This is a genomic window from Streptomyces sp. I05A-00742, from assembly GCF_013055795.1.
GTDB lineage: Bacteria > Actinomycetota > Actinomycetes > Streptomycetales > Streptomycetaceae > Streptomyces.
In genome coordinates this window covers 384,111-409,123 of record NZ_JABETO010000001.1, presented here as the reverse complement: position 1 = coordinate 409,123, position 25,013 = coordinate 384,111, and the positions used below count along the sequence as shown (strand labels likewise).

At 73.4% G+C, this 25,013-nt stretch carries 24 protein-coding genes; 10 read left to right on the top strand and 14 right to left on the bottom strand.

Features of this window, described 5'->3' with window-relative positions; all coding sequences use genetic code 11:
* Window positions 1–120 precede the first annotated feature (120 nt).
* Window positions 121–588, bottom strand: coding sequence for a DUF2000 domain-containing protein (locus HN013_RS01965; RefSeq protein ID WP_171162274.1), 468 nt, complete (start codon window positions 586–588; stop codon window positions 121–123).
* 68 nt (window positions 589–656) lie between these two features.
* Between HN013_RS01965 and HN013_RS01960 the strand changes: the two genes are divergently transcribed.
* Window positions 657–1,496 (top strand): AraC family transcriptional regulator, encoded by an 840-nt coding sequence (locus HN013_RS01960; RefSeq protein ID WP_171162178.1) that lies wholly within the window; start codon window positions 657–659, stop codon window positions 1,494–1,496.
* A 30-nt stretch (window positions 1,497–1,526) separates the two neighbouring features.
* Here the strand turns inward: HN013_RS01960 and HN013_RS01955 are convergent, their stop codons facing one another.
* A complete protein-coding gene (locus tag HN013_RS01955; RefSeq protein WP_171162176.1) occupies window positions 1,527–1,931 on the bottom strand; it encodes a MerR family transcriptional regulator in 405 nt (134 codons plus the stop codon).
* Window positions 1,932–2,003: 72 nt separating this feature from the next.
* Between HN013_RS01955 and HN013_RS01950 the strand changes: the two genes are divergently transcribed.
* Both HN013_RS01950 and HN013_RS01945 read left to right on the top strand, forming a co-directional pair.
* Entirely contained in the window at window positions 2,004–2,918 is a 915-nt protein-coding gene (locus tag HN013_RS01950) for an aldo/keto reductase (RefSeq protein ID WP_171162174.1), read from the top strand.
* Complete coding sequence (locus tag HN013_RS01945) at window positions 2,915–3,340, top strand: nitroreductase/quinone reductase family protein (RefSeq protein ID WP_171162172.1); 426 nt, start codon at window positions 2,915–2,917, stop codon at window positions 3,338–3,340. The genes HN013_RS01950 and HN013_RS01945 overlap by 4 nt, the downstream gene beginning before the upstream one ends.
* 89 nt (window positions 3,341–3,429) lie before the next feature.
* On the opposite strand, the gene HN013_RS01940 is transcribed toward HN013_RS01945, so the two are convergent.
* The 4 genes from HN013_RS01940 to HN013_RS01925 form a co-directional block, all read right to left on the bottom strand.
* Window positions 3,430–3,807 (bottom strand): signal peptidase I, encoded by a 378-nt coding sequence (locus HN013_RS01940; RefSeq protein ID WP_171162170.1) that lies wholly within the window; start codon window positions 3,805–3,807, stop codon window positions 3,430–3,432.
* A gap of 218 nt (window positions 3,808–4,025) precedes the next feature.
* A complete protein-coding gene (locus HN013_RS01935; protein ID WP_171162168.1) occupies window positions 4,026–4,658 on the bottom strand; it encodes a hypothetical protein in 633 nt (210 codons plus the stop codon).
* A 121-nt stretch (window positions 4,659–4,779) separates the two neighbouring features.
* Complete coding sequence (locus HN013_RS01930; protein WP_171162272.1) at window positions 4,780–5,658, bottom strand: alpha/beta fold hydrolase; 879 nt, start codon at window positions 5,656–5,658, stop codon at window positions 4,780–4,782.
* Window positions 5,659–5,824: 166 nt separating this feature from the next.
* Window positions 5,825–7,333 carry an APC family permease gene (locus HN013_RS01925; RefSeq protein WP_171162166.1) on the bottom strand — a complete coding sequence of 503 codons (1,509 nt, stop codon included), beginning with the start codon at window positions 7,331–7,333 and terminating at the stop codon, window positions 5,825–5,827.
* 179 nt (window positions 7,334–7,512) lie between these two features.
* Between HN013_RS01925 and HN013_RS01920 the strand changes: the two genes are divergently transcribed.
* The 3 genes from HN013_RS01920 (at window position 7,513) to HN013_RS01910 (ending at window position 11,441) form a co-directional block, all read left to right on the top strand.
* Complete coding sequence (locus tag HN013_RS01920; protein ID WP_171162164.1) at window positions 7,513–7,935, top strand: hypothetical protein; 423 nt, start codon at window positions 7,513–7,515, stop codon at window positions 7,933–7,935.
* A gap of 66 nt (window positions 7,936–8,001) precedes the next feature.
* On the top strand, window positions 8,002–9,561 hold the full coding sequence (locus HN013_RS01915; protein WP_171162162.1) for a multicopper oxidase family protein: 1,560 nt from the start codon (window positions 8,002–8,004) through the stop codon (window positions 9,559–9,561).
* 125 nt (window positions 9,562–9,686) lie between these two features.
* A complete protein-coding gene (locus HN013_RS01910; RefSeq protein ID WP_171162160.1) occupies window positions 9,687–11,441 on the top strand; it encodes an NAD+ synthase in 1,755 nt (584 codons plus the stop codon).
* Window positions 11,442–11,586: 145 nt separating this feature from the next.
* Here HN013_RS01910 and HN013_RS01905 read toward each other — a convergent pair whose 3' ends face one another.
* From HN013_RS01905 to HN013_RS01885, 5 genes are all read right to left on the bottom strand, one after another.
* Window positions 11,587–11,805, bottom strand: a complete 219-nt coding sequence (locus tag HN013_RS01905) for a DUF2277 domain-containing protein (RefSeq protein ID WP_171162158.1) — start codon at window positions 11,803–11,805, stop codon at window positions 11,587–11,589.
* A 65-nt stretch (window positions 11,806–11,870) separates the two neighbouring features.
* Complete coding sequence (locus HN013_RS01900; RefSeq protein WP_171162157.1) at window positions 11,871–12,290, bottom strand: hypothetical protein; 420 nt, start codon at window positions 12,288–12,290, stop codon at window positions 11,871–11,873.
* 155 nt (window positions 12,291–12,445) lie between these two features.
* Entirely contained in the window at window positions 12,446–13,459 is a 1,014-nt protein-coding gene (locus HN013_RS01895) for an endonuclease/exonuclease/phosphatase family protein (RefSeq protein ID WP_171162155.1), read from the bottom strand.
* Between the two features lie 308 nt (window positions 13,460–13,767).
* A complete protein-coding gene (locus HN013_RS01890) occupies window positions 13,768–14,415 on the bottom strand; it encodes a TetR/AcrR family transcriptional regulator C-terminal ligand-binding domain-containing protein (protein ID WP_171162153.1) in 648 nt (215 codons plus the stop codon).
* On the bottom strand, window positions 14,412–16,025 hold the full coding sequence (locus HN013_RS01885; protein WP_171162151.1) for an MFS transporter: 1,614 nt from the start codon (window positions 16,023–16,025) through the stop codon (window positions 14,412–14,414). Before HN013_RS01885 ends, HN013_RS01890 begins: the two co-directional genes overlap by 4 nt.
* Before the next feature lie 257 nt (window positions 16,026–16,282).
* Here HN013_RS01885 and panB point away from each other — a divergent pair, with 257 nt between their 5' ends.
* From panB to HN013_RS01870, 3 genes are all read left to right on the top strand, one after another.
* Window positions 16,283–17,161, top strand: coding sequence for a 3-methyl-2-oxobutanoate hydroxymethyltransferase (gene panB, locus HN013_RS01880; RefSeq protein WP_171162148.1), 879 nt, complete (start codon window positions 16,283–16,285; stop codon window positions 17,159–17,161).
* Window positions 17,162–17,349: 188 nt separating this feature from the next.
* Window positions 17,350–18,369 (top strand): ATP-binding cassette domain-containing protein, encoded by a 1,020-nt coding sequence (locus tag HN013_RS01875; RefSeq protein WP_171162146.1) that lies wholly within the window; start codon window positions 17,350–17,352, stop codon window positions 18,367–18,369.
* Window positions 18,366–19,184: an ABC transporter permease gene (locus HN013_RS01870; RefSeq protein WP_171162144.1), complete on the top strand. Its 819-nt coding sequence runs from the start codon at window positions 18,366–18,368 to the stop codon at window positions 19,182–19,184. Before HN013_RS01875 ends, HN013_RS01870 begins: the two co-directional genes overlap by 4 nt.
* A 163-nt stretch (window positions 19,185–19,347) precedes the next feature.
* On the opposite strand, the gene HN013_RS01865 is transcribed toward HN013_RS01870, so the two are convergent.
* On the bottom strand, window positions 19,348–22,863 hold the full coding sequence (locus HN013_RS01865) for a BTAD domain-containing putative transcriptional regulator (protein WP_171162142.1): 3,516 nt from the start codon (window positions 22,861–22,863) through the stop codon (window positions 19,348–19,350).
* 126 nt (window positions 22,864–22,989) lie between these two features.
* On the opposite strand from HN013_RS01865, the gene HN013_RS01860 reads away from it, so the two are divergent.
* Window positions 22,990–23,763 carry a site-2 protease family protein gene (locus tag HN013_RS01860; protein WP_171162140.1) on the top strand — a complete coding sequence of 258 codons (774 nt, stop codon included), beginning with the start codon at window positions 22,990–22,992 and terminating at the stop codon, window positions 23,761–23,763.
* An 85-nt stretch (window positions 23,764–23,848) separates the two neighbouring features.
* On the opposite strand, the gene HN013_RS01855 is transcribed toward HN013_RS01860, so the two are convergent.
* Window positions 23,849–24,046 carry a hypothetical protein gene (locus HN013_RS01855; protein WP_171162139.1) on the bottom strand — a complete coding sequence of 66 codons (198 nt, stop codon included), beginning with the start codon at window positions 24,044–24,046 and terminating at the stop codon, window positions 23,849–23,851.
* Window positions 24,047–24,289: 243 nt separating this feature from the next.
* Window positions 24,290–24,994, bottom strand: coding sequence for an NADPH-dependent F420 reductase (gene npdG, locus HN013_RS01850; protein WP_171162137.1), 705 nt, complete (start codon window positions 24,992–24,994; stop codon window positions 24,290–24,292).
* Between the last annotated feature and the right edge of the window lie 19 nt (window positions 24,995–25,013).

The window sequence follows — 25,013 nt, the reverse complement described above, 5'->3', positions numbered from 1 at the left end:
TTGCGCACGGGCGTCCCGGGGTGGTCGCTTCCATTGTGGGCGGCGCCGGGGGCTCGTGCAGGGGCGCCCTCCCCCGTACCCCCCGGATCCGGCCCCGGCCCCGGTCCCGAAGGCTCCGGCTCACGGGTGCATACGCGCCCCCTTGAGCACCTTGTCCACGGCGTTCCGGGGGCCGTGGACGGCCAGTCCGACCAGATCGAGCCGGTCCGCGGCGACCGCGCGGACGGCGGCGCGGTTGTCGCGGTCGTTGCCGGTGCGGAACAGGTCGGAGGTGAAGACCGCGAGGGGCAGGCCGCGGCCGAGGGCCCGGGTGTGGGCCGCGGTCAGCGTCTCCCCCGCACCCTCGAAGATCATCACCGGCTGGCGGAACATGGGCAGGTAGCGGTTGCCCCCGGCGTCGGCGTAGGGCTCCCCGACCACCTCGGGCAGCTCCGCGCCCAGGCCGCTGACCAGGAAGGCCGTGACGTTCAGGCGCTGCCACACCGGCAGGTCGTCCCGGAGCAGGACGGCGATCTTCGTATCGAAGCGGAGGGGCTCCGGCCCGGCCGCTGATGTCGGGGACGCGGCCGCGTGGTCCAGGATCTGCATGGTCTGCTCGGTCTCCATGGCCCGCAGTCTGCTCCGGCCGGTGACCCGGCGGCTTGTACGCTCTTTGCGTGCCGCCGCGCTCCGATACCACGCCGCCCCGTTCGCGGATCACGGCCTGGCGCCCCGCGCTCACGGGGATCGCGGAGGTCCTTCACGCCCGGTTCTTCGACCACGCCTACCCCATGCACACCCACGACACGTGGTCGCTCCTCGTCGTCGACGACGGCGTGGTCCACTACGACCTGGACCGCCACGGGCACGGCGCGCCCTCCGGCGTGGTGACCCTGCTGCCTCCGCACGTGCCGCACAACGGCTGCCCGGCGACGCCGGGAGGGTTCCGGAAGCGGGTGCTGTACCTGGAGGCGGATGTGGTGGGAGAGGAGCACATCGGCGCGGCCGTGGACCGGCCGACGGTGCTCGACCCGCTGCTGCGCCACCGCGTCCACCAGTTGCACATGGCGCTGGCCGCCCCCGGCGAGGAGCTGGAGGCGGAGAGCAGGCTCGCGTTCGTCGGCGACCGGCTGGTGCGCCACCTGGACCTGCGGGCCGCCACGCGGCCGGAGCCGGGCGGGCGCGACGCCGCCGTCCTCGCCCACCGGCTCCGGGACCTGCTCGACGCCCGCGTCGTCGAGGGGCTGACGCTCCCCGAGGCGTCCGCGCGGCTGCACGCCCATCCGACGCACCTGGTCCGGGCGTTCAGCCGCGCGTTCGGCATCGCCCCGCACCAGTACCTCACCGCGCGCCGCGTCGACCGGGCGCGCCGGATGCTGCTGGACGGGGTCCCGCCGCACGCCGTCGCCGTGGCGGCCGGCTTCTACGACCAGTCCCATCTGACCCGGCACTTCAAGCGGATCGTCGGGGTCGCGCCGGGGCGGTACGCGCGCGGGCGGCGGCGGTCGGGCGGCTGACGGCACCACGGCACCGGCCGCCGGAAGGGCTCAGGTCCCCGCCCCGACCAGTTCACCGCGCCCGGCGGGCGCCAACGGCTCGTCGCATGCCGCCTGTTCGGTGACGGCGAGGATGGCCGCCAGCCCGGCCCGGCTCTGTTCCAGCTCCGCGATGCGCTCCTCCATCCCGCGCAGCTGGTCCCGGAGCCGGTCGCCCACGCACGGGTGGACGAACAGCCCGTCGCCCTCCACACAGGGCAGCACCTCCCGGATGACGCGGGTGGGCAGCCCCGCCTCCAGCAGCGCCCGGATGCGGCGGACCGCCAGCGGCGCGTCGGGCCCGTACGAGCGGTGGCCCCCGGGCGTGCGCACCGGGGTGAGCAGGTCCTGCTCCTCGTAGTAGCGCAGCAGGCGGACGCTCACTCCGGTGACCGCCGCCAGCTCTCCGATCTTCATATGTGATCCCCCTCACAAATGGCGCACTCCGACTTGAAGCTCCCATGCATGTGAGCTTCTAGCGTTGCCGCCATGAACAAGAACACAGCGGCCACCACCGACCCTACTTACTCCATCGGCGGCGACATCCTCGTCCCGCGCCTGGGCTACGGCGCCATGCGGCTGACCGGCCGGCCCGACGAGCGGCGCGGCCTCACCGCCACGATCTGGACGGCCCCCACCGACCGCGAGGACATGATCGCGCTGCTCCGGCGGGCGGTCGAACTGGGCTTCCGCCTCTTCGACACGGCGGACGCGTACGCCCTGGGCGCCAACGAGGAACTGGTGGCGGAGGCTTTGCGTCCGTTCGCCGGTGAGGTCACCATCGCCACCAAGGTGGGCGTGATCCGGCCCTCCGCCACCGAGTGGGCCCCCCTCGGCCACCCCGGCTATCTGCGGCAGCAGGCCGAGCTGGGCCTGCGCCGGCTCGGCACCGAGCGGATCGACCTGCTCCAGCTGCACCGCATCGACCCCGCGTACCCGCTGGCCGACCAGATCGGCGCCCTGAAGCAGCTCCAGGAAGAGGGCAAAGTCCGTCACATCGGACTCTCGGAGGTGACCGTCGAGCAGATCCGGGAGGCGTCCGCGATCGCGGAGATCCGCACCGTCCAGAACCTCTACAACCTCGGCGACCGGAGCCACGACCCCGTGATCGACTTCGCGGCGGAGCAGGACATCGCCTTCCTCCCCTACTGGCCCATCGCGATGGGCGAGCACGCCGGCCCGGACAGCCCGGTGGCGGCCGTGGCGAAGGAACTTGGGGCGACGCCGGCCCAGACGGCCCTGGCCTGGCTGCTGCACCGCTCCCCGACGATGATCCCGATCCCCGGCACCTCCTCCCCCGCCCACCTGGCGGAGAACTGGGAAGCCCTCGGACTGCCCCTCTCCCCCGAGCAGTTCGCCCGCATCGACGGGGCCACGGCCGACCCGGGCACCCCGGCGTCATGAACAGCAACCCCTTCAACCTGCGGGTGATCGAGGAGTTCCGCGCCAACGCGGGCGTCGTGGGCGGTGAGTTCGCCGGTACGCCCCTGCTCCTGCTCACCACCCGGGGCGCCCGCAGCGGCGAGCTCCGCACCACCCCGCTGGTCCACCTGCGGGACGACGACGGGCGGCCCCACGTCTTCGCCCTCAACGGCGGCGCCCCCGTGGCCCCCGCCTGGTTCCACAACCTGCGCGCCCACCCCGACGAGCTCCGGGTCGAGCTGGGCGGCGACACCTTCCGCGCCCGCGCGGAGGAGGTCACGGACCCGGCGGAGTACGAGGAGCTGTGGCGGCGGCAGATCGCGGCCGAACCGAAGTTCGCCGGCTTCCGGGAGCGGGCGGGGCGCAGGGTTCCGGTGGTGCGGCTGGAGCGGGGGTGCCCCTAGGGGGCACGGATGCCCGTAGAGGGGCTGAGCAGGTCCCGGACCCTCGGCCCCTGGGGCTCAGCCGGCCCGCCCCCTCCTCCCCTCGGGACTCATCCGCTCCCGGACTCCTCCACCCGGTACCCCGGCACGGAAGGCCACCGCACCGTGAGCACCACCGACTCCTCCTCCGCGCGCCAGGAGTGGTCCACGCCCTCGCCCCACACCACGTAGTCGCCCTGCTCGGCCAACAGGACGCTGCGCCCGGGGAGTTCCACCCGGAAGCGGCCGCTGATGAGGACCAGCAGGGCGGTCCTGGCCTCGCCGGTGACCCATTGGGCGCGCTCGTCGCCGGGCGGGTGGACGCCCCACTTGATCTCGACCGCCTCGCTGTGGCGGGGGTCGGAGGCGTCCTTGAAGTGGCCGAGCAGCCAGCCGCGGTCGAGGGCGGCGTCCTTGCCGGCGTTGCCGACGTACACCGTGTCGTTCATGCTCAGGGACCGTACCAGCAGGTCAGGTACGGTCCGCCGGCGCCGCCACCGCCTCGGCCGCACGGGCCGCGCCGTCCTCCTCCGCGACCCGTGCGGCCAGCCGGCGGGCCGCCTCCGCGTTCCGACGGTGTACGTCATGGGGTCCTGCCTTTCGTCGCTCCCCACCCTGGAGCCTGACGTGAGGTGAGGGTCAAGCAGGGCGGACCAGGGGCGGACCGTCAGATCGGCAGCCCCACGATCCCCCACCCCCGCTCGTGCGCCTCCCGCACCACCTCCGCCCACTCCCGCAGCAGGACGGCGAACTCCTCATGGTTCGCGATCCAGCGACCCGGGGCGTCGGCGTGCTCCGTGAACGGCCCCTTCAGCCCGTCCAGAAGCGGTTCCGCCACGGCCCAGGCGGCGGCCAGCGCCGGAACGTCCTCGGGCGGACGGGCGACCAGCAGCCACGGCGACCTGCGGCCGGTCTCACGGGGGATGAACTCGCGTACCGCCTTGTCCCGGTCGTCCTCCTCCTCGGCCTCCGGGTCGTACAGCTCCCAGAACAGCCCCGACAGAAACGTGTCCAGCGCCTCCCGCAGCTCCGGCACCGCGTGGTCCCGGACGTCCTCCCACCGCTCCCCGGCCCAGAAGTGCGCCTTGAACGAGCCGCTCGTGGAGTGGAACTCGTAGAGGGCGGACCAGGTGGACACGGCTGTCGGGTGGTGGATCCAGCCTCTGGGGAAGTCGTCTTCGAGGAGGTCGTCGTAGTCGTCCGGGTAGGCGGCTTCCGTCAGGAGGTCCCGGCGTTCGCCGGGGGGTGTCTCGGCGAGGTGCTTCCAGTCGACGATGAGCACGCTGATGTCGAGTCCCATGGTGTTCCTTCCAGGCTGGGGGTGCGCCGGTCCCTCCCTGTCACCATTTCCTGCGGGGGCGGGCCCCCGCACCCCCTTTAACCGCGCTCCACGCGGTTGTCCTCACGCGCCGCAGGCGCGTTCACCGGGGCCGCGGGGTGCTCCCCGCGGAAACGGAGAGAGGGCGGGGCAGGGGCAACCCCAGCACCGCCTCCGCCACCGCCTCCGGCCGGTCGTACATCACCAGATGCCCCGCAGGAGCGACGGCCTCGAACTCCCCCTGGAGAAGCTCCGCGAGGGCGCGCAACCGGGCCAGACGGCGCCGCTCGAACCAGGAGTCGCCGCCGGTGGAGGCGGCGAGGACGGTGACGGGGACGGGCGGCAGCGGGTGTTCCGTGCGGAGGAGTTCGAGTTCGGCGGCGACGTCGCGGTAGCGGGCGTTCTCCATGAGGAGGGCGCGGGCGACGCGGCCGGTGCCGTAGGTGCGGCGGACGAGGGCGGCGGGGGCGGGGTCCTCGCGCCGGAGGGAGGAGGCGCGGACGGTGAGCCGGCGGAGGGCGGGGCCGAGGGCGAGGGGCAGGCCGGCGGAGGCGATGGCGTGGCCGCGGGCGCGGGCGGCGGCGGTGCGGAGTTCACGGGCGGCCACGGGCCGGGCGTTCTCCTCGACGCTGGAGTCGACGAGGACGAGCCCGGCCGTGCGCTCGGGGTGGAGCCGGGCGAACGCCTCGGCGTGGAAGCCGGCCAGCGAGTGGCCGACGACGGTCGCGGGGCCGTCGAGTCCGAGGGCGTCGAGGACGCCGGCGATCCGCGCGGCCTCGCCCTCGGCGGTCGGGGGTTCGGCGGCGGGCGCGCTGAAGCCGAGTCCCGGCCGGTCGAAACGGACGACCGTGCGGTGGCCGGTCAGCAGGGGGACGACGGGGTCCCAGTCGAACCAGCTCATACCGAGCCCGGGGCTGAGGACGCACACGGGCCCCGACCCCTCGCTCAGCACGTGCAGCGGCACGTCGCCGACCCGCAGCATCCGGCCCGGCGGCCGTTCCGTCTCCGTCTCAGTCCCCGTTTCAGTCTCCGTGTCCGTCCCCGTCTCCCTGTCCGTCCCCGTCTCCGTCTCCGTCATCGTTCCCCGTTCCTCTTCGTCCAGTGGTTCCGAACGGGGCAACGCCGGAGGACCGGGTCCTGGTTCCGCCCTACGCGCTCGACGTGTTCCGCGCGCCCCGCGCGTCCTGCGCGCTCCCCCTGGCCCCCGCCACCCAGTGCGGCTTCCGGAACGCCAGGAACGCGAGCGGCGCGAGGAAGCCGATGGTCAGCAGACCGCCGCCGACGATCAGCAGGTAGCGCCACAGCGGCTGCCCGCCGAACTGCTCCGGCGGCACGAAGCCGATGCACATCGCCGCGAGCGAGGACGCGAACCCGACGCCCGCGACCAGCCGCACGGCGGGAACGCGGAAGCCGCGCGGCCGGTCCGGGTGGAGCCGGCGGAGCCGCACCACGGCGGCGAACATCAACAGGTAGACGACGAGGTAGAGCTGGGTGGTGATGACGGAGAAGATCCAGTACGCGCTGGAGACGTCGGGCAGGAAGGCGTAGAGCAGCGCGATGACCGTCGTCAGGGCGCCCTGCGCGACCAGGATGTTGCGCGGCACGCCGTGCCGGTTGAGCTTCTGGAGGGCCGGCGGCAGGTAGCCCTCCTGCCGGGCGACGAGCAGCAGTCCGCGGGACGGCCCGGCCAGCCAGGTGAGCATGCCGCCGAGCGCGGCGGCGACCAGCAGCACACCGGTGACCTTGGTCAGCCAGCCGACCCCGAAGTGGTCGAAGAAGCCCTGGAACGCCTGCATCACCCCGGCCGTGAGGCTGAGGTCCTCGCCGGGCATCACCCAGCTGACGGCCAGCGCGGGCAGGATGAAGATCAGCAGGACGAGTCCGGTGGCCAGGGCCATCGCGCGCGGGAACTGCTTGCCGGGCGCGCGCAGCGACGAGACGTGGACGCCGTTCATCTCCATGCCCGCGTAGGACAGGAAGTTGCCCACGATGAGCACGAGGCTGGCGACGCCGGTCCACGGCGGCAGGACGTGGCCGCCGTCCATGGGCGCGGCGGACGGGTTGCCCTGGCCGAGGAAGACCAGGCCGAGGACGACGAGCACGATGCCGGGGAGCAGGGTGCCGATCACCAGGCCGATGCTCGACAGCCCCGCCACGGCCCGGGTGCCGCGCGTGGAGACCAGGACGCCGGACCAGTAGACGACGACGATGACGAGCGCGACGTAGAGCCCGTTGTCCGCGAGCCTCGGGTCGACGACGTACGCGAACGTGCCGGCCACGTAGGCGAGCAGGCTCGGGTAGTAGGCGATGGTCATCGCGAACTGGCACCACACGGCGAGGAAGCCCAGCGGCTTCGACAGCCCCTCGCTCACCCAGCGGTAGACGCCGCCCGTCCAGCCGGAGGCGAGTTCGGCGGAGACCAGCGCGGTCGGCAGCAGGAAGACGACGGCGGGGAGGAGGTAGAGGAAGACGGCGGCGAGGCCGTAGAGGGCCATCGAGGGCGCGGGCCGCAGGTTGGCCACCGAGGCGGTGGTCATCAACGCGAGGGTCACCCACGGGATGAACTGCCGCTGGGCGGCGGCCGGTTCGGATCCCAGGGGGTGTTCGGGACGTGCGGCGGGGGGACGTTCGTCCCTAACCTGTTCCGTGAGGGTCATGAGAGGGAGGAGCGTCCTTCGGGGCCAAGCAGTCGATCGGTTCGCCCCATCATCAGCCACGAGGCCCGTTCTGCGCACATCCGCACCTCCACTCCCCCGCCCCTCTGACGGCCCGCATACCCCGCGGGGGTAGGGTGCGACGGGACGGGACGGACCGTTCCGGCTCGGGGAGGGACGCGATGCACGGGCAGGGAACCGCCGGGACGTGGGGCGGCCGTCTGCTGCTCCTCGCGGCGCTGCTGCTGGGCATCGTGACCATGCACACACTCGGGCACCCCACGGAACACGGGCACCCGACGGATCACGGGCGGCCCACCGCACCGGCGGCGCACACCGCGCACTCCAGCCCCCACGCCGTGACCGCCCCGGTCACCGAGCACCTCACGCCCCCGCCCCGCCCCGGCATGGACCCGATGTCCGTCTGCCTCGCCGTCCTCGGCGCCGGCTGGACGGTCGTCCTCCTGCTGGCCCTGGCCGCCCTCCGCCGCCCGTCGGGCACCGCCGGAGCGGCGCCGCGGGCGTGGCACGTCCATGCCCTGTGGCCCGTCCCCCCGCCGCCGCGGCACAAGGCCCTCGCCCGGTTGTCGGTGCTGCGCGTGTAGGAGCGCCCCCGCGCTCGTACCCGTACGCATCCGCAGACACCGACACACCACAGGGGTTCATCCACCATGCGCACCACCACGCGCCGCGCCGTGCTCGGCGCCGGCCTCGCCACCGCCGCCGGCGGGCTCCTCACCGCCTGCTCGGACTCCGGGAAGCCGGCCGGCGGCGGGCGGACGCCCGTCGCCTACGTCGCCCCGGACGGGAAGGAGGTGGCGGCCGCCGAGGCGCGGCGCCGGGCCACCGGTTCCGTCCGCGAGGTCCGGCTGACGGCCGCCGGGACCGAGCTCGACCTGGGCGGCCGCAAGGTCACCAGCTGGGCGTACGGCGACGCCCTGCCGGGCCGCGAGGTCCGGCTCACCGCGGGCGACACACTCGCGCTCACCCTCGCCAACCACCTGCCCGAGGCGACGTCCCTGCACTGGCACGGGCTCGCGCTGCGCAACGACATGGACGGCGTCCCGGGCGTCACCCAGCGTCCCGTCCGGCCGGGGGCGTCGTTCACGTACCGCTTCGCGGTCGACCGCCCGGGCACGTACTGGTTCCACCCGCACTCCGGGGTGCAGCAGGACCGCGGCCTGTACGCGCCGCTGATCGTCGAGGACCCGAAGGAGCCGCTGGCGTACGACAAGGAGTGGGTCGTCGTCCTGGACGACTGGGTGGACGGGGTCGACGGCAGCACCCCGGACGCGGTCCTCGCGGAGCTCGCCAAGGGCATGGGCGGGGGTATGGACCACGGTGGGGAGACGGGCCACGGCGGCATGCACCACACGGCCGCGGTCACCCCCGCCCAGGACGGCCCCTCACGGATGCTGATGGGCGCGACGAGTCCCGTCCTCGGCGGCGACGCGGGCGACGTGGCGTACCCGTACTACCTGGTCAACGGCCGTACGCCGGACGCGCCGCAGACCTTCGCGGCGAAGCCGGGCGACCGGGTCCGCATCCGGTTCGTCAACGCCGGCGGCGACACCGCCTTCCGCGTGGCGCTCGGCGGCCACCGTATGACCGTCACCCACACCGACGGCTTCCCCGTCGGGCACGTGGAGACGGACTCCCTGCTGCTGGGCATGGGCGAGCGGTACGACGTACTGGTGACGGCCGGCGACGGCGTCTTCCCGCTCACCGCGCTCGCGGAGGGCAAGAAGCGGACGGCCCTGGCGCTGCTGCGCACGGGCGGCGGCGCGGCGCCGGGCGCGGACGTCCGTCCGGCGGAGCTGGACCGCGCGCCGCTGACCGCGGACCGGCTGAAGGCCGGCGCGGCCGTCCGGCTGAAGGACCGCCGCCCGGACCGCACCCTCACCTTCGAGCTCACCGGTTCGATGGAGCGCTACGACTGGGCGATCAACGGCCGGCGGTACGCGGCGTCGGACCGGTATCCGGTGGCGGCGGGCGAACGGGTCCGGCTCGCGTTCGTCAACCGCACCGGCATGTGGCACCCGATGCACCTGCACGGCCACACGTTCGCCCTGCCGGGCGGCGGGCCGCGCAAGGACACGGCGATCGTGCTGCCGGGGCGGCGCCTGGAGGTGGACTTCGACGCGGACAACCCGGGGCTGTGGATGCTCCACTGCCACAACGTCTACCACGCGGAGTCGGGGATGATGACGCTGCTGGGGTACCGCCGGTAGTCCCCGTGCGGGGCGGGGCCGTCCCTCGGGCCATCCCCTGGTGGCCCGAGGGATGGCCCCCGGGCGGCCCCCGGGTGGCCCCGCTCACCCGACCATTGCGTCAGGAAGACGATTAGACTGGCGGCGTGGCTCAACTTCGTCTCGCACTCAACCAGATCGACTCCACCGTCGGCGACCTGGCCGGGAACGCGGAGGCGATCCTCCGCGGGGCCCACCACTCCGCCGGGCAGGGCGCCCACCTCGCGGTCTTCCCCGAGATGGCGCTGACCGGCTACCCCGTCGAGGACCTCGCGCTCCGCTCGTCCTTCGTCGAGGCGAGCCGGGAGGCGCTGCGCGCGCTCGCCGTCCGGCTGGCGGACGAGGGCCTCGGCGAGCTGCCGGTGGTCGTCGGCTACCTGGACCGCAGCGAGGAGGACCGCCCCCGGCTGGGCCGCCCCGCCGGCGCCCCGCTCAACGCGGCGGCGGTGCTGCACGGCGGGCGGGCCGTGCTGACGTTCGCCAAGCACCACCTGCCCAACTACGGCGTGTTCGACGAGTTCCGGTACTTCGTGCCGGGCGACACCATGCCGGTGGTCCGGGTGCGCGGGGTGGACGTGGCGCTCGCCATCTGCGAGGACCTGTGGCAGGAGGGCGGCCGGGTGCCCGCCGCCCGCTCGGCCGGGGCCGGGCTGCTGGTCTCGGTCAACGCCTCGCCGTACGAGCGCGAGAAGGACGACACCCGGCTGGAGCTGGTGCGCAGGCGCGCCCAGGAGGCCGGCTGCACCACCGCCTACCTCGCCATGACCGGCGGCCAGGACGAGCTCGTCTTCGACGGCGACTCCATCGTCGTCGACCGGAACGGCCGGGTGATCGCCCGCGCGCCGCAGTTCGAGGAGACCTGCCTCGTCCTCGACCTCGACCTGCCCGCCGCCCCCGCCGGCCCCCCGTCCGGCACGGTGGACGACGGCCTGCGCGTCGACCACGTCACCGTCTCCGCCGACCCACTGCCCGCCTACGAACCGGCCTTCCCCGGCACCGTCGCCGACCACCTGGACGACGACGCCGAGGTCTACTCGGCCCTGGTGACCGGCCTGCGCGCGTACGCCGCCAAGAACGGCTTCCGGAGCGTCCTCATCGGGCTCTCCGGCGGCATCGACTCGGCGCTCGTGGCCGCGATCGCCTGCGACGCGGTCGGCGCGGCGAACATGTACGGGGTGGCCATGCCGTCCCGCTACTCCTCCGCGCACTCGCTCGCCGACGCCGAGGAACTGGCCCGCCGCACCGGCCTCAACTTCCGCACCGTGCCCATCGCGCCGATGTTCGACGCCTACATGGGCGCCCTCGGGCTCACCGGCCTCGCCGAGGAGAACCTCCAGTCGCGGCTGCGCGGCACGATGCTCATGGGCATCTCCAACCAGGAGGGCCACATCGTCCTCGCCCCGGGCAACAAGTCCGAGCTGGCGTGCGGCTATTCGACGCTCTACGGCGACTCCGTCGGCGCCTACGGCCCCATCAAGGACGTCTACAAGACGGGCGTCTTCCGCCTCGCCCGGTGGCGCAACCGCGCCGCCGAGGAACGCGGCGAGACCCCGCCCATCCCCGAGAACTCCATCACCAAGCCCCCGAGCGCCGAACTCCGCCCGGGCCAGGTCGACACCGACTCCCTCCCCGACTACCCCGTCCTCGACCGGATCCTGGAGCTCTACGTCGACCGGGACCGGGGCCGCACGGAGATCGTCGCCGAGGGCTTCGACGAGGAACTGGTCACACGCGTGCTGCGACTGGTGGACACCGCCGAGTACAAGCGGCGCCAGTACCCGCCGGGCACGAAGATCTCGGCGAAGGGCTTCGGCAAGGACCGGCGCCTGCCGATCACCAACCGGTGGCGCGAGGGGGCCTGACGGCGACCGGGGGGGGGAACCGTTCGGACGGCTGTTCCCGGGCCGCCACCCGCGCGTTCGCGGCCCCCTGCGCCCACCCGCGGGGGCGAGCCGCCCCCGGGGCCGGCCTCGGCCGCCCCGACCTCGTCCCCGCCCTCCTCGACCGCTACGGCTGACGAGCCCCCCGCACCTCCAGCCCCTCCAGCAGCCGCGCGGTCGCCTCCGCCACCGCGTCGACCGCCTCGTCGAAAACGGCCCGGTTGTGGGCGGCCGGGGCCCGGAAGCCGGAGACCTTGCGGACGTACTGGAGCGCGGCGGCGCGGACGTCGTCCTCGCCGGGGTCGGGGGTGAACGGGGGCCTGAGCGTTTTGATGCTGCGGCACATGCTTCCAGTGTGCGCCTGGAACGGGGTCGCCCCCGGCCCCCGGGAGCGCGCCGCGCGCGCCGCCCTCATTGATCCTGTGCCCTCGGCTGTTCGATCACGGTCGGGTCGTACAGGCCGTACTCGGGGCGCCCGATCGCGCTCATCAGGACGGCCCGGTCGTAGAAGTCCGTCTTCAGGACCTCGAACCCGCCGGCGTCCAGTCCGACCGTGGCGGGACTGTGGACGACGATGGCGTCCACCGCCTCTTCCGCGACCGCCGTCATGATCCGGCCCCATCCCTCACGGGCGGCCAGGAGGTCGTCCGGCCTCGTCTCCGCCACCGTCATGACGACGTTCCCGCGACGGTTGGACACGAGGACGCGGCATTGGGTGATCTGCCGTTCCACATCGTCGTCGGGGTTGCTCACATAGATGGCGGTGTTGAGCGGCCCGTGCTTGCAGGGGCGACCGTCTTTGAAGCAGCAGCCGTAGTAGGTGCTGGCCACGTCGGGCTTCCTCTCGCCGAGAGTCTCTGACGGCAGTGTGCCGCTGATTCTCCGGCGGGGTGCGGGGTCCGGCCGTGGTCCCTCTATCGCGCGACGTCGGTGTCGGCGGTCACTCCGCGGGGTGGGACGGGACCGGGGCCCGGCCTCCGAGTGCCTCAGAGCTTCACCCGCGCCGCCACCGGCAGGTGGTCGCTCCCCGTCTCCGGCAGGGTCCACGCCGACTTCGGGTCCATCCCGCGCACCATGATCTGGTCGATCCGGGCCATCGGGAAGCTCGCCGGCCAGCTGAAGCCGAACCCGTCCCCGGCCGCCCCCTGGGCCGAGCGCAGCTGGGAGGTGACGGGGGCGAGGGAGCGGTCGTTCATGGTGCCGTTGAGGTCACCGAGGAGAACGACCTTCTTGACGGGTTCGGCGGCGATGGCACGGCCCAGGGCGGCGGCACTGTTGTCGCGCTGGCCCGCGGTGAAGCCGGCGTTGAACTTGACGCGTACGGAGGGCAGATGGGCGACGTAGACGGCGACGGGGCCCTGGGGGGTGTTGACCGTGGCGCGGAGGGCGCGGGTCCAGCCCATGCGGATGTCGACGGGGCGGGCGTCGGCGATCGGGTACTTGCTCCAGATGCCGACGGTGCCCTGGACGGAGTGGTAGCGGTAGCTGCCCGCGAGGGCGCGCTCGTAGCGGGAGGCGTCGCTCAGCTCCTCCAGCGCCACCACGTCCGCGCCGGACGCGACGAGGGAGCGGGCGGTGCCGGCCGGGTCGGGGTTCTCGGCGTTCACGTTGTGGCTGACGACGGTGAAGTTGCCGCCGGAGCCGGACTTGTCGGTGAGGAGGCCGCCGAAGAGGTTCACCCAGGCGACGGCCGGCAGCACGACGGCGATCAGCGCGGTGGCGGAGCGGCGCAGCACCGCGAGGACGAGCAGGACCGGGACGAGGAGTCCGAACCAGGGCAGGAAGGTTTCCGTGAGGCTGCCGAGGTTGCCGACCCGGTTGGGGATGCTGGAGTGGAGCAGCATCAGCAGTCCCAGCACCAGCGCCAGGATCGCGATCACCAGTCCGCGCCGCCAGATTCCCGGGCCCTGCCACCCGCCCACGAGGCGTCGGACCCCGGAACCCGCCCGCTCCGGGCCGGTTCCCTCTCGGCCCGTCTCCTGCATGTGCGCCTGCGGCATCCGCATGTCCTCACTCGGTCTCGCTGCTTCCCGTCACCCGACGATAGGTGATCAACCGTGTTCTGTGATCACCGCGGGCGGGGCTTTCCCCGCCCCTCCGAAGAGGGGCGTCGGGGTGGAGGACGGCCCGTCGGCCCGGACGGGTTCCTGCGGACGGGCCATGCGGGCGGGCTGTGACACAACGGGCATATTCGCGACGGCCGGATGCGACGACCGGAAGCGAGGGCGGGGAACGACCACCGGGAACGACGACTGGGAACGATGTCTGGGAACTGCGACCGGAAACTGCGACCGGAAACGAACCCGCGTCACCGTCCTTCCGTACCCCCGCCCCCGCGCCTGCCCGGCCGCGCCCCCTCCAGGACCATGTCCACGATCCCCTCCGCGAGCCCCGGCGGCAGCTCCCGCCACTCGTGGAGCACCGCCCGCACCAGCATCGGGCTGACGAACAGGTCGATGAGCAGATCGACGTCGGCGTCGGCACGGATCTCGCCGGTCGCCACGCCCCGCCGCAGGACCGCGCGGAACGCCTCCCGGCGGGAGGCGACGACCGTGTCGTGGTACTCCTTCCACACCCGGGGCTGCGCCTGCACCTGGGCGACGACGGTGCGCATCACGGCGGAGGAGCGCTTGGCCAGCCCGCGCCGGCGCAGGAAGTCCAGCAGGGCGACGAGGTCGTCGCGGACGGAGGCGCCGGTGAGCTCGGGGGCGGATTCCTCCAGGGAGCGCAGGACGTCGAGCATCAGCGCCTCCTTGCCGGCCCAGCGCCGGTAGACGGTGGCCTTGCCGACGCCGGCCTCGCGGGCGATCCGTTCCATGGACAGCTCGCTGACGGTGACGCCCTCCTCCAGCAGCCGCAGGACGGTCTCGATCACGGCGGTGTCGACGGCGGCGCTGCGCGGCCGTCCGCGCTGCTGGACGGGGAGGGTGCCGGTCTCCCGCGCCGCGCCGCTCACCGGCCGGCTCCCGCCTGTTGTCGCTCGGTGGGCCGGTCGGCGCCGGGGCGCGGGGCCGCGTTCCTGCCGGGCAGGAAGATGCCGGCGACGAGCGCGCCCAGGGCGGCGACCCCGGCCGCCCCCAGGGCGGTGACGTGCATGGCGTGCAGGAACGCGTCGTGGGCGGGGACGACGAGGTCCTGCCCGGCGGGGCCGAGCTTCCCGGCGAGGCCCAGGGTGCCCTCTATCGACTCGCCGGCCGCGTGCCGGGCGGAGCCGGACAGCCCGGGGACGGCGTCGAGCCGGGCGGCGATGCCGTCGCGGTAGACGGTGGAGAGCACCGAGCCGAGCACGGCCACCCCGAGGGCGCCGCCGACCTGCCGGAAGGTGTTGTTCACGGCCGATCCGGAGCCGGCCTTCTCGCGCGGCAGGGACTGCATGATCGAAACGGTGGCGGGCGGCATGACGTGCGCCATCGCGGTGCCCTGGAAGAAGAACAACACCTCCAGGACCCAGATCGGGGTGTCGGCGTCGAGCAGCACGAACCCCGACATGGTGATCGCCACCAGCAGCATCCCGCCCGAGCAGACGGCACGGCCGCCGAACCGGGCCACGACGTGCCGGGCCCGCGGCGCGAAGAACATCTGCGCGGCGGCCAGCGGGAGCAGCAGCAGACCGCTCTGCAACGGGCTGTAGCCGCGCACGCTCTGGGTGTAGAAGACGGTGAAGAAGGTGACGCCCAGCAGCGCGAAGAAGACGAGCCCGATCGACGTCACGGCCGCCGAGAACTGCGGTTTGCGGAACCACCGCATGTCGAGGGCGGGATGGCCGCTGCGCCGCTCGTGCAGGACGAAGAGGGCGAGGACGAGCAGTCCGCCGCCGACCGTGCCGTAGACCTCGGGCACGGTGAAGTCGGCGAGCTGGCCGCCCTTGATGATGCCGTACACGAGCAGGACGAGGCCGACGACCGACAGCAGCACGCCGAGGGGGTCGAGGCGGCCCGGCGCCGGGTCCCGGGAGTCGGGGACGAGCACCACCATCGCGATCACCGCGATGATCACGATCGGCACGTTCACCAGGAAGACCGAGCCCCACCAGAAGTGGTCCATGAGGATGCCGCCGGTGATCGGGCCTATGGCGATGGCCAGTCCGACGGCACCCGCCCATATGCCGACGGCCTTGGGCTGCTCGTCGCGCTCGAAGACGTTCATGATGATGGCGAGCGTCGCGGGCATCACGAAGGCACCGCCGAAGCCCATCACCGCGCGGAACGAGATCAGTTCGCCGGGCGAGCCGGAGGTGGCGGAGAGCACCGAGCCGATCCCGAACACGACCATCCCGAAGAGCAGGACCTTCTTCCGGCCCAGCCGGTCGCCCAGCAGGCCGGCGGTGAAGAGGATGCCGGCGAAGACGAGGGTGTAGGAGTTGATCGCCCATTCCAGCTGGCTCTGGGTGGCTCCGAGGCCGGTGGGCGGGGGCGACGCGATGGTCTTCATCGCCACGTTGAGGATCGAGTTGTCGAGGACGACGACGAGCAGGCTGAACAGCAGTACGGCGAGGATCGCCCACCGCCTCCTGTGCACGGCCTCCGGCACCTGGCGCACCGGCGCATCACCGGGTGGGATTGTCATATCACCACGGTAGCCCTCTTTCCGATACGGCACCGTTCCGTATTGGAAAGGCTTTGCCCTGCGGGCAAAAGCGACCGGCGAGTGCGACCGCCGGGAGCGCACCGGGGGCCGCATCGGGGGCCGTACCGGGAGCTGTCATCCCGTGCCACCCCTTGTTACCGGAGGTGTCTTCCTCGCCGTGGCCCCGCGTGTCAGCATGGAGGGGATCCGGGGACGCCGCAAGGGCGCTTCGAGACGACATCACAGGAGCCACAGCCATGACGCATGCCGTGACATCGGCCGGCAGCAGCCCCGCGGGCGAGAAGCCCGGCAAGGCGCTGTACGGCGGGACGAGTTCCCGGCGCATCACCGTCCGTGACATAGCCGCCGCCAAGGAGCGCGGCGAGAAGTGGCCCATGCTGACCGCCTACGACGCGATGACCGCGTCCGTCTTCGACGAGTCGGGCATCCCCGTCCTGCTCGTGGGCGATTCGATGGGCAACTGTCACCTCGGCTACGAGTCCACGGTGCCCGTCACCATGGACGAGATCACCCTGCTCGCCGCCGCCGTGGTCCGCGGCACCAAGCGCGCCCTGATCGTCGCCGACCTGCCGTTCGGCGCGTACCAGGAGGGGCCGGTCCAGGCGCTGCGCAACGCCACCCGGGTGGTGAAGGAGGCGGGCGTCGGCGCGATCAAGCTGGAGGGCGGCGAGCGCTCGGCCCAGCAGATCGAGCTGCTGGTCCAGGCCGGCATCCCGGTCATGGCCCACGTCGGCCTCACCCCGCAGTCCGTGAACGCCTTCGGCGGCTACCCGGTCCAGGGGCGCGGCGAGGAGGCGGCACAGCAGCTGCTGCGCGACGCCAAGGCCGCCCAGGACGCGGGCGCCTTCGCCGTGGTGCTGGAGCTGGTCCCGGCCGAGCTGGCGGCCGAGGTCACCCGCAGCCTGCACATCCCGACCGTCGGCATCGGCGCGGGCTCCGAGTGCGACGCGCAGGTGCTGGTGTGGACGGACATGGCGGGCCTGACCGGCGGCCGCGTACCGCGCTTCGTCAAGCAGTACGCGAACCTGCGCGAGGTACTCGGCGGCGCGGCCAAGGAGTTCGCCGAGGACGTCGTCGGCGGGGCCTACCCGGCCGCGGAGCACGCCTTCCACTGAGCTGGGCCCGGGCGCCCGGTGAGGGCATCCGGTAACGGACACCGCGCGCGCCGGGACCGCCCCCGGACCGCGTCGCGCACGGTCCCACCACCCGCCGGGTGGCCGCCACGGCCGCCCGGCGGTTCCATGTCGGGGCCCTGTCGGAAAAATATCGGCTCGTTGTCAGTGGCCTCTGCCAACCTCTTCCCATGACACGAAACGACATCCCCACAAGCGGCGGGAACGCCGTCGAGGTCCGGGGGCTGGTCAAGCACTACGGCGAGACCAAGGCCCTGGACGGGGTCGACCTGGACGTCCGCGAGGGCACCGTCCTCGGTGTCCTCGGCCCCAACGGCGCGGGCAAGACCACTCTGGTGCGGGTGCTGTCCACGCTGATCCGCCCCGACGCCGGGTCGGCCCGGGTCGCGGGGTACGACGTGCTGTCCCAGCCCCGGCAGCTGCGCCGGGTGATCGGGCTGACCGGCCAGTACGCCTCGGTCGACGAGAAGCTCTCGGGCTTCGACAACCTCTACATGATCGGCCGGCTGCTCGACCTGTCCCGCAAGGACGCCCGGCGCCGCGCGGACGAGCTGCTGGAGCGCTTCTCGCTCACCGAGGCGGCCAAGCGGCCCGCCGGGCAGTACTCGGGCGGTATGCGCCGCCGGCTGGACCTGGCGGCCTCCATGACCGGCCGGCCTTCCGTGCTCTACCTGGACGAGCCGACCACCGGCCTCGACCCCCGCACCCGCAACGAGGTCTGGGCCGAGGTCCAGCACCTGGTGCGGGAGGGCGCCACGGTCCTGCTCACCACCCAGTACATGGAGGAGGCCGAGCAGCTCGCGAGCGAGCTGACGGTCATCGACCGGGGGCGGGTGATCGCGGGCGGCCTGGTCGACGAGCTGAAGGCCAAGGTCGGCGGCCGCACCCTGCAGATCCGTCCGGCCGACCGCGCCGAACTGCCCCGCATGGTGGGCGCGGTGGCCCAGGCCGGGCTGGACGGCATCGCCGGCGCCACCATGGACGAGGCCGAGGGCCTGATCAACATCCCGATCGTCAGCGACGACCAGCTGACCGCCGTCGTCACCATGCTGGGCGACCGCGGCTTCACCCTCGCCGGCATCAACACCCATCTGCCCAGTCTCGACGAGGTGTTCCTGGCCATCACGGGCCAGAAGACCTCGCTGACCGACGACGCGCCCACCGACGTACTCCAGGAGGCCGCCGCATGAGCACGGCGACGATCAGCGCGCCCGTGGCGGCGCCCGCCGACGAGGGCCGGCTGCCCCTCCGTTCCCACCTCCGGCACATCGGCGCCCTGGCGCGCCGCAACATGCTCCAGCTCAAGCAGGACCCGGAGTCGATGTTCGACGTCCTGCTGATGCCGATCATCTTCACGCTGATGTTCGTGTACGTCTTCGGCGGTGCGCTCGCCGGCGGCCAGCAGGCGTACGTGAACCACCTGGTGCCCGGCCTGATGGCCATGACCGGCCTCAACATCGCGATGGCGGTGGGCTCGGGCGTCAACGAGGACTTCCGGAAGGGGGTGATGGACCGTTTCCGGACCATGCCCATCGCCCGGTCGTCGGTGCTCATAGCCAAGGTCGTCACCGAGATCGGCCGGCTGCTGATCGCCGTGGCGGTCCAGCTGGGCATCGGGTTCGCCCTGGGGCTGGAGATCAAGACCTCCGTGCTGCACCTGCTGGCCGCGGTGGTGCTGAGCGTGGTGTTCGGCGCCGCCCTGATGTGGATCTTCATCCTGATCGGTCTGACGATGAAGACCGCCCAGGCGGTGCAGGGCGTGGGCATGCTCGTCCTGATGCCGCTCCAGTTCGCCAGCTCGATCTTCGTCAAACCGGACACCATGCCGGGCTGGCTGAAGACCTTCACCGACTACAACCCGCTGGCCAACCTCGCCGACGCCTCCCGCAACCTGTGCACAGGCGGCCCGGTGGCCGAGTCGGTCTGGATGACGCTGGCCTGGGCCGTGGGCATCACCGCCGTGACGGCGCCGCTGGCGGTCTCCCGGTTCCGCCGCAAGACGTGAGGCCGCACGAGGTGAGATCACACGAGGTGAGACCCCGTGAGGAGGCCGCACGACGCGAGATCGCACAACGCGAGGCCCCACGACGCGAGGTCGCGCAACACGAGATCGCACAACGCGAGCCGGATATGAGATGAGGCCGTGCCGGACCCCCGGCCACGGCACCTCACACCAGGGCGGCGGCCTCCTCCAGGGAGAGCCGGCCGCCCTCGGCGTACGCCCGCCCGTACGCCTCCCCGCCCAGGGCGGCCCGGGCCCCGGCCGTCGCCCGCTCCGTGGTCTCCCGCTCGACGGACGACGGGTGGAGGCCCTCGGGCCGCAGGGCGTCGACCGCGCCGAGGAGCCGGGCGGCCGTCGCCGCGTGCCCGTCCCCGGCCGGCTCGGCGTGGGCGAGGGCGGCGTGGGCGAGGGCGCCGTTCAGCAGCTGCATCACGGGCAGGTGCGCGGCGACCAGCACGGTCAGCGGGTCGTCGGACGCCGACAGCGCCTCGCGGACCCTGGGAAGGGCTTCGGCGGGTTTCCCCTCCAGGATGTCGACCCAGCCGAGCAGCCCGTTCATCATGCCCACGAAGAGCCGGATGGAGCGGTCCCGGAGCTCGTCGAGCAGGCCCTCGAACAGCTCCCGCGCCTCGGCGTGGCCGCCGTTGCGGGCGACCCGGACGCCGAGCGAGACCCGGATGAAGTACGTGGCCTCGGGGTTCAGGTCCTCGGCCTCCTCCAGCGCGGCCCGCAGCAGCCGTTCGCCCTCCGCGCCGTCCACCTCACCGGACTCCATCAGCATGTCGGTGAGCCGGGCCCGGAGCAGCGGGATCTGACCGCCGGAGCCCAGGTCGCGGGCGCTGTCGATCGCCTCGCGGTAGTCCTGCACCGCCTCGGCGTAGGCGCCGCGCCGCTCGTGGCTCTCGCCCCGGCCGGCCAGGGCCTCGGCCACGCCCCAGGCGTCGCCGATCCTCCGGAACAGCTCCAGGCTCTCGTAGGCGTCCCGCAGCCCCTGCCCCGCGCGGCCCGGTATCTCGTTGCGCAGCTTGGCCCGGTGCTGGAGGTGGAAGGCCAGCTCCCAGTCGTAGCCGAGCTCCCGGCACATGGCGATCGTGTCGTCCAGGCACTGCTGGAGGCTGGCGGTGTCACCGGTGAGCAACCGCACGAAGTACCAGGTGGACCCCGGCGTCCGGCAGTTCTGGGGCTGTCCCGGCCCGTAGGCGGCGATGATGCGGCGCATCTTGGCCAGCATCTCCGGGCTGCTGACCACCTGCATGTCCAGTTCGCTGCTGGACAGCCAGTACAGATGCACGCCGCGCCGGGCCTCCATCAGGAGCTCGTGCCGCATGGGCGGCGGCGCGTCGATGCACCGGTCGTACAGCGGCGGGGCCGGTTCGAGGGGGTCGGCGAAAGGGTCGGGGCCCAGCCCCATGGCCGCCTCGGACCAGATGCGCGCGTCGGCCTGGTGGTCGCGCAGGTGCCAGAACCAGCCGAGGGAGTGGAGCATGCACAGCGCCTCCTGCTCGTCCCGTGCGGCGACCGCCCGCCGCAGGGCGGTGCGCAGGTTGTCGTGCTCGCGCTCCAGCCGGTCGAGGAGGACGCGCTGGCCGGGGCCGCGCAGCAACGGCTCGGTGGTGCGGGCGAGTTCCCGGAAGTGGACGAGGTGGCGGCGTTCGACGGCGGCCCGTTCCCCGGCCTCGTCCAGCCGCTCCCCGGCGTACTCCCCCACGGTCTCCAGCAGCCGGTAGCGCATCTCCCCGTCGGCCGCGGGCGCGGCGACGACGAGCGATTTGTCGACGAGCGAGCCGACGAGCACGGCGACGTCCTCCTCGGGCACCTCCGGGCCGGTGGCGGCAGCGTTCCCGGCGGTACCGGGGTCCGAGCACACCGCTTCCGCCGCCGCCAGGTCGCAGCCGCCCGCGAAGACCGACAGCCGGCGCAGGACGGCGCGTTCGGGGGCGTCGAGCAGGTCCCAGGACCAGTCGACGACCGCCCGCAGCGTCTGCTGGCGCGGCAGGACCGTGCGGCTGCCCGAGGTGAGCAGCCGGAAGCGGTTGTCGAGCCGGTCGGCGAGGCCGCGCGGGGTGAGCATCCGCAGCCGGGCGGCGGCGAGTTCGATGGCGAGCGGCAGCCCGTCGAGCCGGCGGCAGATCTCCGCGCACGCCTCGGGGTCGTCCTCGGTCCGGAAGCCGGGGCGCGCGGCGGCGCCCCGGTCGGCGAGCAGCCGCAGCGCGACCGGGTCCGGCAGCGGATCCACCGGGCGCACCAGCTCGCCCGGCACGGCGAGCGGTTCGCGGCTGGTGGCGAGCACGGTCACGCCGGGGCAGTGCGCGAGCAGCGTCTCGGCGAGCCGGGCCGCGGCGTCGACGAGGTGCTCGCAGTTGTCGAGGACGAGCAGCAGGCGGCGGGGTCCGCACACCTCGGCCAGCCGGGCCAGCGGGTCGTACGCGGTGGCGTCGGAGGCGGCCCGCAAACCTTCCGCGGCGCTGCCGCGCACGACGGTCTCGCGCCCGCCGAGGGTGGTGAGCACGGCTTCCGCGACGGTCGCCGGGTCGTCGACGGGCGCGAGCTCGGCGAGCCACACCCCGTCCGGCCAGGCGCCGGTGTCCCGCGCGGCGGCCTCGGCGGCCTCCTGCGACAGCCGCGTCTTCCCGGCCCCGCCGGGGCCGAGCAGGGTGACGAGCCGGTGCCGTTCCAGGTCCCGCCGGATCAGGAGCAGGTCGTCCTCCCGGCCGACGAACGAGGTGGACCGGGCTCGGAGGTTGCCGCGGGGGGCGGGGGGTGTGGCGGGCGCGGGGGGCGCGGAGGCGGGCATACCGCCCCCGGTCGCCTCATTCGTCCCGTTCGCCCCGGCGGCACCGGGCGCGCGTGGAGTACCGGCCACCGCACCCGGCGCGTGCGCGTCCGCCCGTCCTGTCCGTCCCGGCCGTCCTGGCAGTCCCGGCAGTCCCACCCGTCCCGGCCGTCCGCCCACGTCCGGCTCCCCCGCGTCCAGCAGCTCCGCGTGCAGGGCGCGCAGCTCCGGCCCCGGGTCGGCGCCGAGGCGGTCAGCCAGGGCCGCGCGGATCTCCTCGTAGGCGGCGAGGGCCTCCGCCGGCCGGCCCGCCGCGCGCAGGGCGCGCAGCCGCAGGGCCTGGAGCGGTTCGTCCAGGGGGTGCTCGGCGCAGAGTTCGGCCAGCTCGGGCAGGGTGTCCGCCGCGTCGCCGAGGGCGACGGCCGCCACGAGCCGCCCGCGCCGCGCGTCGAGGCGGCGGGCGTCCAGCCGCGCGGCGAGCGCCTCGTGCCCGGGGAGGTCGGCGAGGGCCGGGCCGCGCCACAGGCCGAGGGCGTCCTCCAGGAGGCCGACGGCCTTCACGGGGTCGCCGTCGGCGAGCGCCCGCCCGCCCTCGTCGGCCAGGTGCTGGAAGCGGTGCAGGTCCACGTCGTCGGAGCCCGCGCACAGCCGGTAGCCGCCGGCCACCGACTCCACCGCCCCGGCCCCGAGGACCCGCCGCAGCCGGGCGACGAGCGCCTGGAGCGCGCCGGGCGCGTCCGCCGGGGGCTCGTCGCCCCACACGAGGTCGATGAGCGTGCCCGCGGTGCGCCCCCGCCCCGGGTGCAGGGCGAGCGCGGCCAGCAGCGCGCGCAGCCGGGCGCCGCCGAGGGCGACGGGCCGACCGTCGTCGGAATGGGCCTGGGTGGTACCGAGGATGCCGTAGCGCACCGGCACATTGTCCCCGCTCGGGCTCCGGACCCGTTACGACTTTCCGGCCGGGACCAAGTACCGTCGGCCGGTACGTCCCCGAGCCGGGCCCCCGGCCGTACCGCACACCCCCTGGAGCACATCGCCATGGCATCCGACGCGACGCACGCCGAGCGGCGCGTGAGCCCCGTCTTCCTCGCCCTCGTCGCCGTGATGGCGGCGTCCATGTGGGCGGTGTGGACCGACTACGCGGCCAGCCCCGGCTTCGCCGTGTTCCTGTTCGTCGTCTCCGGCTGGATCGTCTCGCTCTGCCTCCACGAGTACGCGCACGCGCGCAGCGCCCTGCACGGCGGGGACATCACGGTGGGGGCGAAGGGGTACCTCACCCTCAACCCGCTCAAGTACACCCACGCCGTGCTGAGCATCGTGCTCCCCGTGGTGTTCGTGATCATGGGCGGGATCGGCCTGCCCGGCGGCGCGGTCTTCATCGAGCGGCACCGCATCCGCGACCGGTGGAAGCACAGCCTTGTCTCGGCGGCCGGGCCACTGGCGAACGTGCTGTTCGCGGTGGTCTGCGCGGCGCCGTTCTGGCTGGGCGCGCTGGACGGGGTGCCGGTCAACTTCCGTTACGCGCTGGGCTTCATGGTGCTGCTCCAGGTGTCGGCGGCCATCCTCAACCTGCTGCCCGTGCCGGGCATGGACGGCTACGGCATCATCGAGCCGTGGCTCTCCCCGGGCGCGCGCCGGCAGGTGGAGCCGTTCGCGCCGTTCGGGTTCCTGGCGCTGTTCGGGTTCCTGATGATCCCGGAGGTGAACGAGGCGTTCTTCGACCTCGTGTACTCGGTCATGAAGGTGCTGGGCGTGGACGACTGGGACGCCTACTGGGGACGTCAGCTGTTCCGCTTCTGGGACGCTCCCTAGTCCATCCCGTCCCCGGACGAGATGTGGCGGTGGACCCGCGTCGGGTGACCGCCCCGAACGGCCGTCCCCGAGGACGCCCCGGCGCTCACTCCGTGAGCGCCGCCGCCCGCTCCGCCTCGCGGTCGGCCTTCTGCTTGCGCAGGTAGTACCAGGCCATGTTGGAGGCGACGCCCGCCAGCAGGATCCAGACGACGCCGAGCCAGCTGCCCCGCGTGAAGGAGACGACGGCCGCCGCCACCGCGAGGACGCAGGTGGCGAGGGCGAAGAGGGCGAGGCGGGGCATGGGGAACGGCTCCTGTCCGTGGACGGGGACGTGAACGGGGACCTGACGCGAGTGCGTACGATCCCGGTCATTGTCCCCCATGCCCGTCGGCGGCCCCACGCGCACCCCGGCCGATGGGCCCTGCCCCGGTCCCGCCCCTTCCGCGCGGTGTCCTCAAGCGCCGGGCGCGCTGATTTCGGCCCGTCCGGCACTTGAGGACCCGGGGGTTCGGGGGCGAAGCCCCCCAGACCCGCCCGACAGGCCTCAGATGTCGGTGACCCGCAGCCCCGCGTGCGCCTTGTAGCGGCGGTTGGCCGAGATCAGGTTGGCGACCAGCGACTCCACCTGGTGCGCGTTGCGCAGCCGCCCCGCGAAGACGCCGCGCATCCCGGGGATGCGGGCGGCCAGCGCCTGGACGATGTCGGTGTCGGCGCGGTTCTCGCCGAGCACCATCACATCGGTGTCGATCTCCTCGATCTCCGGGTCGGAGAGCAGGACGGCGGACAGGTGGTGGAACGCGGCCGTCACCCGCGACTCCGGCAGCAGGGCGGCGGCCTGCTGGGCGGCGCTGCCCTCCTCCGGCTTCAGCGCGTAGGCGCCCTGCTTGTCGAAGCCGAGCGGGTTCACGCAGTCGATCACGAGCTTGCCCGCGAGCTCCTCGCGCAGCGCCTCCAGGGTCTTGCCGTGCCCGTCCCACGGCACCGCGACGATCACCACGTCGCTGCGCCGCGCGCACGCGGCGTTGTCGGCGCCCTCGATGCCCAGTCCCAGTTCGGCGGCGGCCGCCTCGGCGCGCTCGGCGGCCCGGGAGCCGATGATCACTCGCTGGCCGGCCTTGGCCAGCCGGTAGGCGAGACCACGCCCCTGGTCACCGGTGCCGCCGAGCACACCGACCACAAGGCCGGAAACGTCCGGAAGGTCCCAAGGGTCCTTTACAGAAGGCTTTGTTGCGTCAACAGAACTCGTCATGACAGCGATACTGTCACGC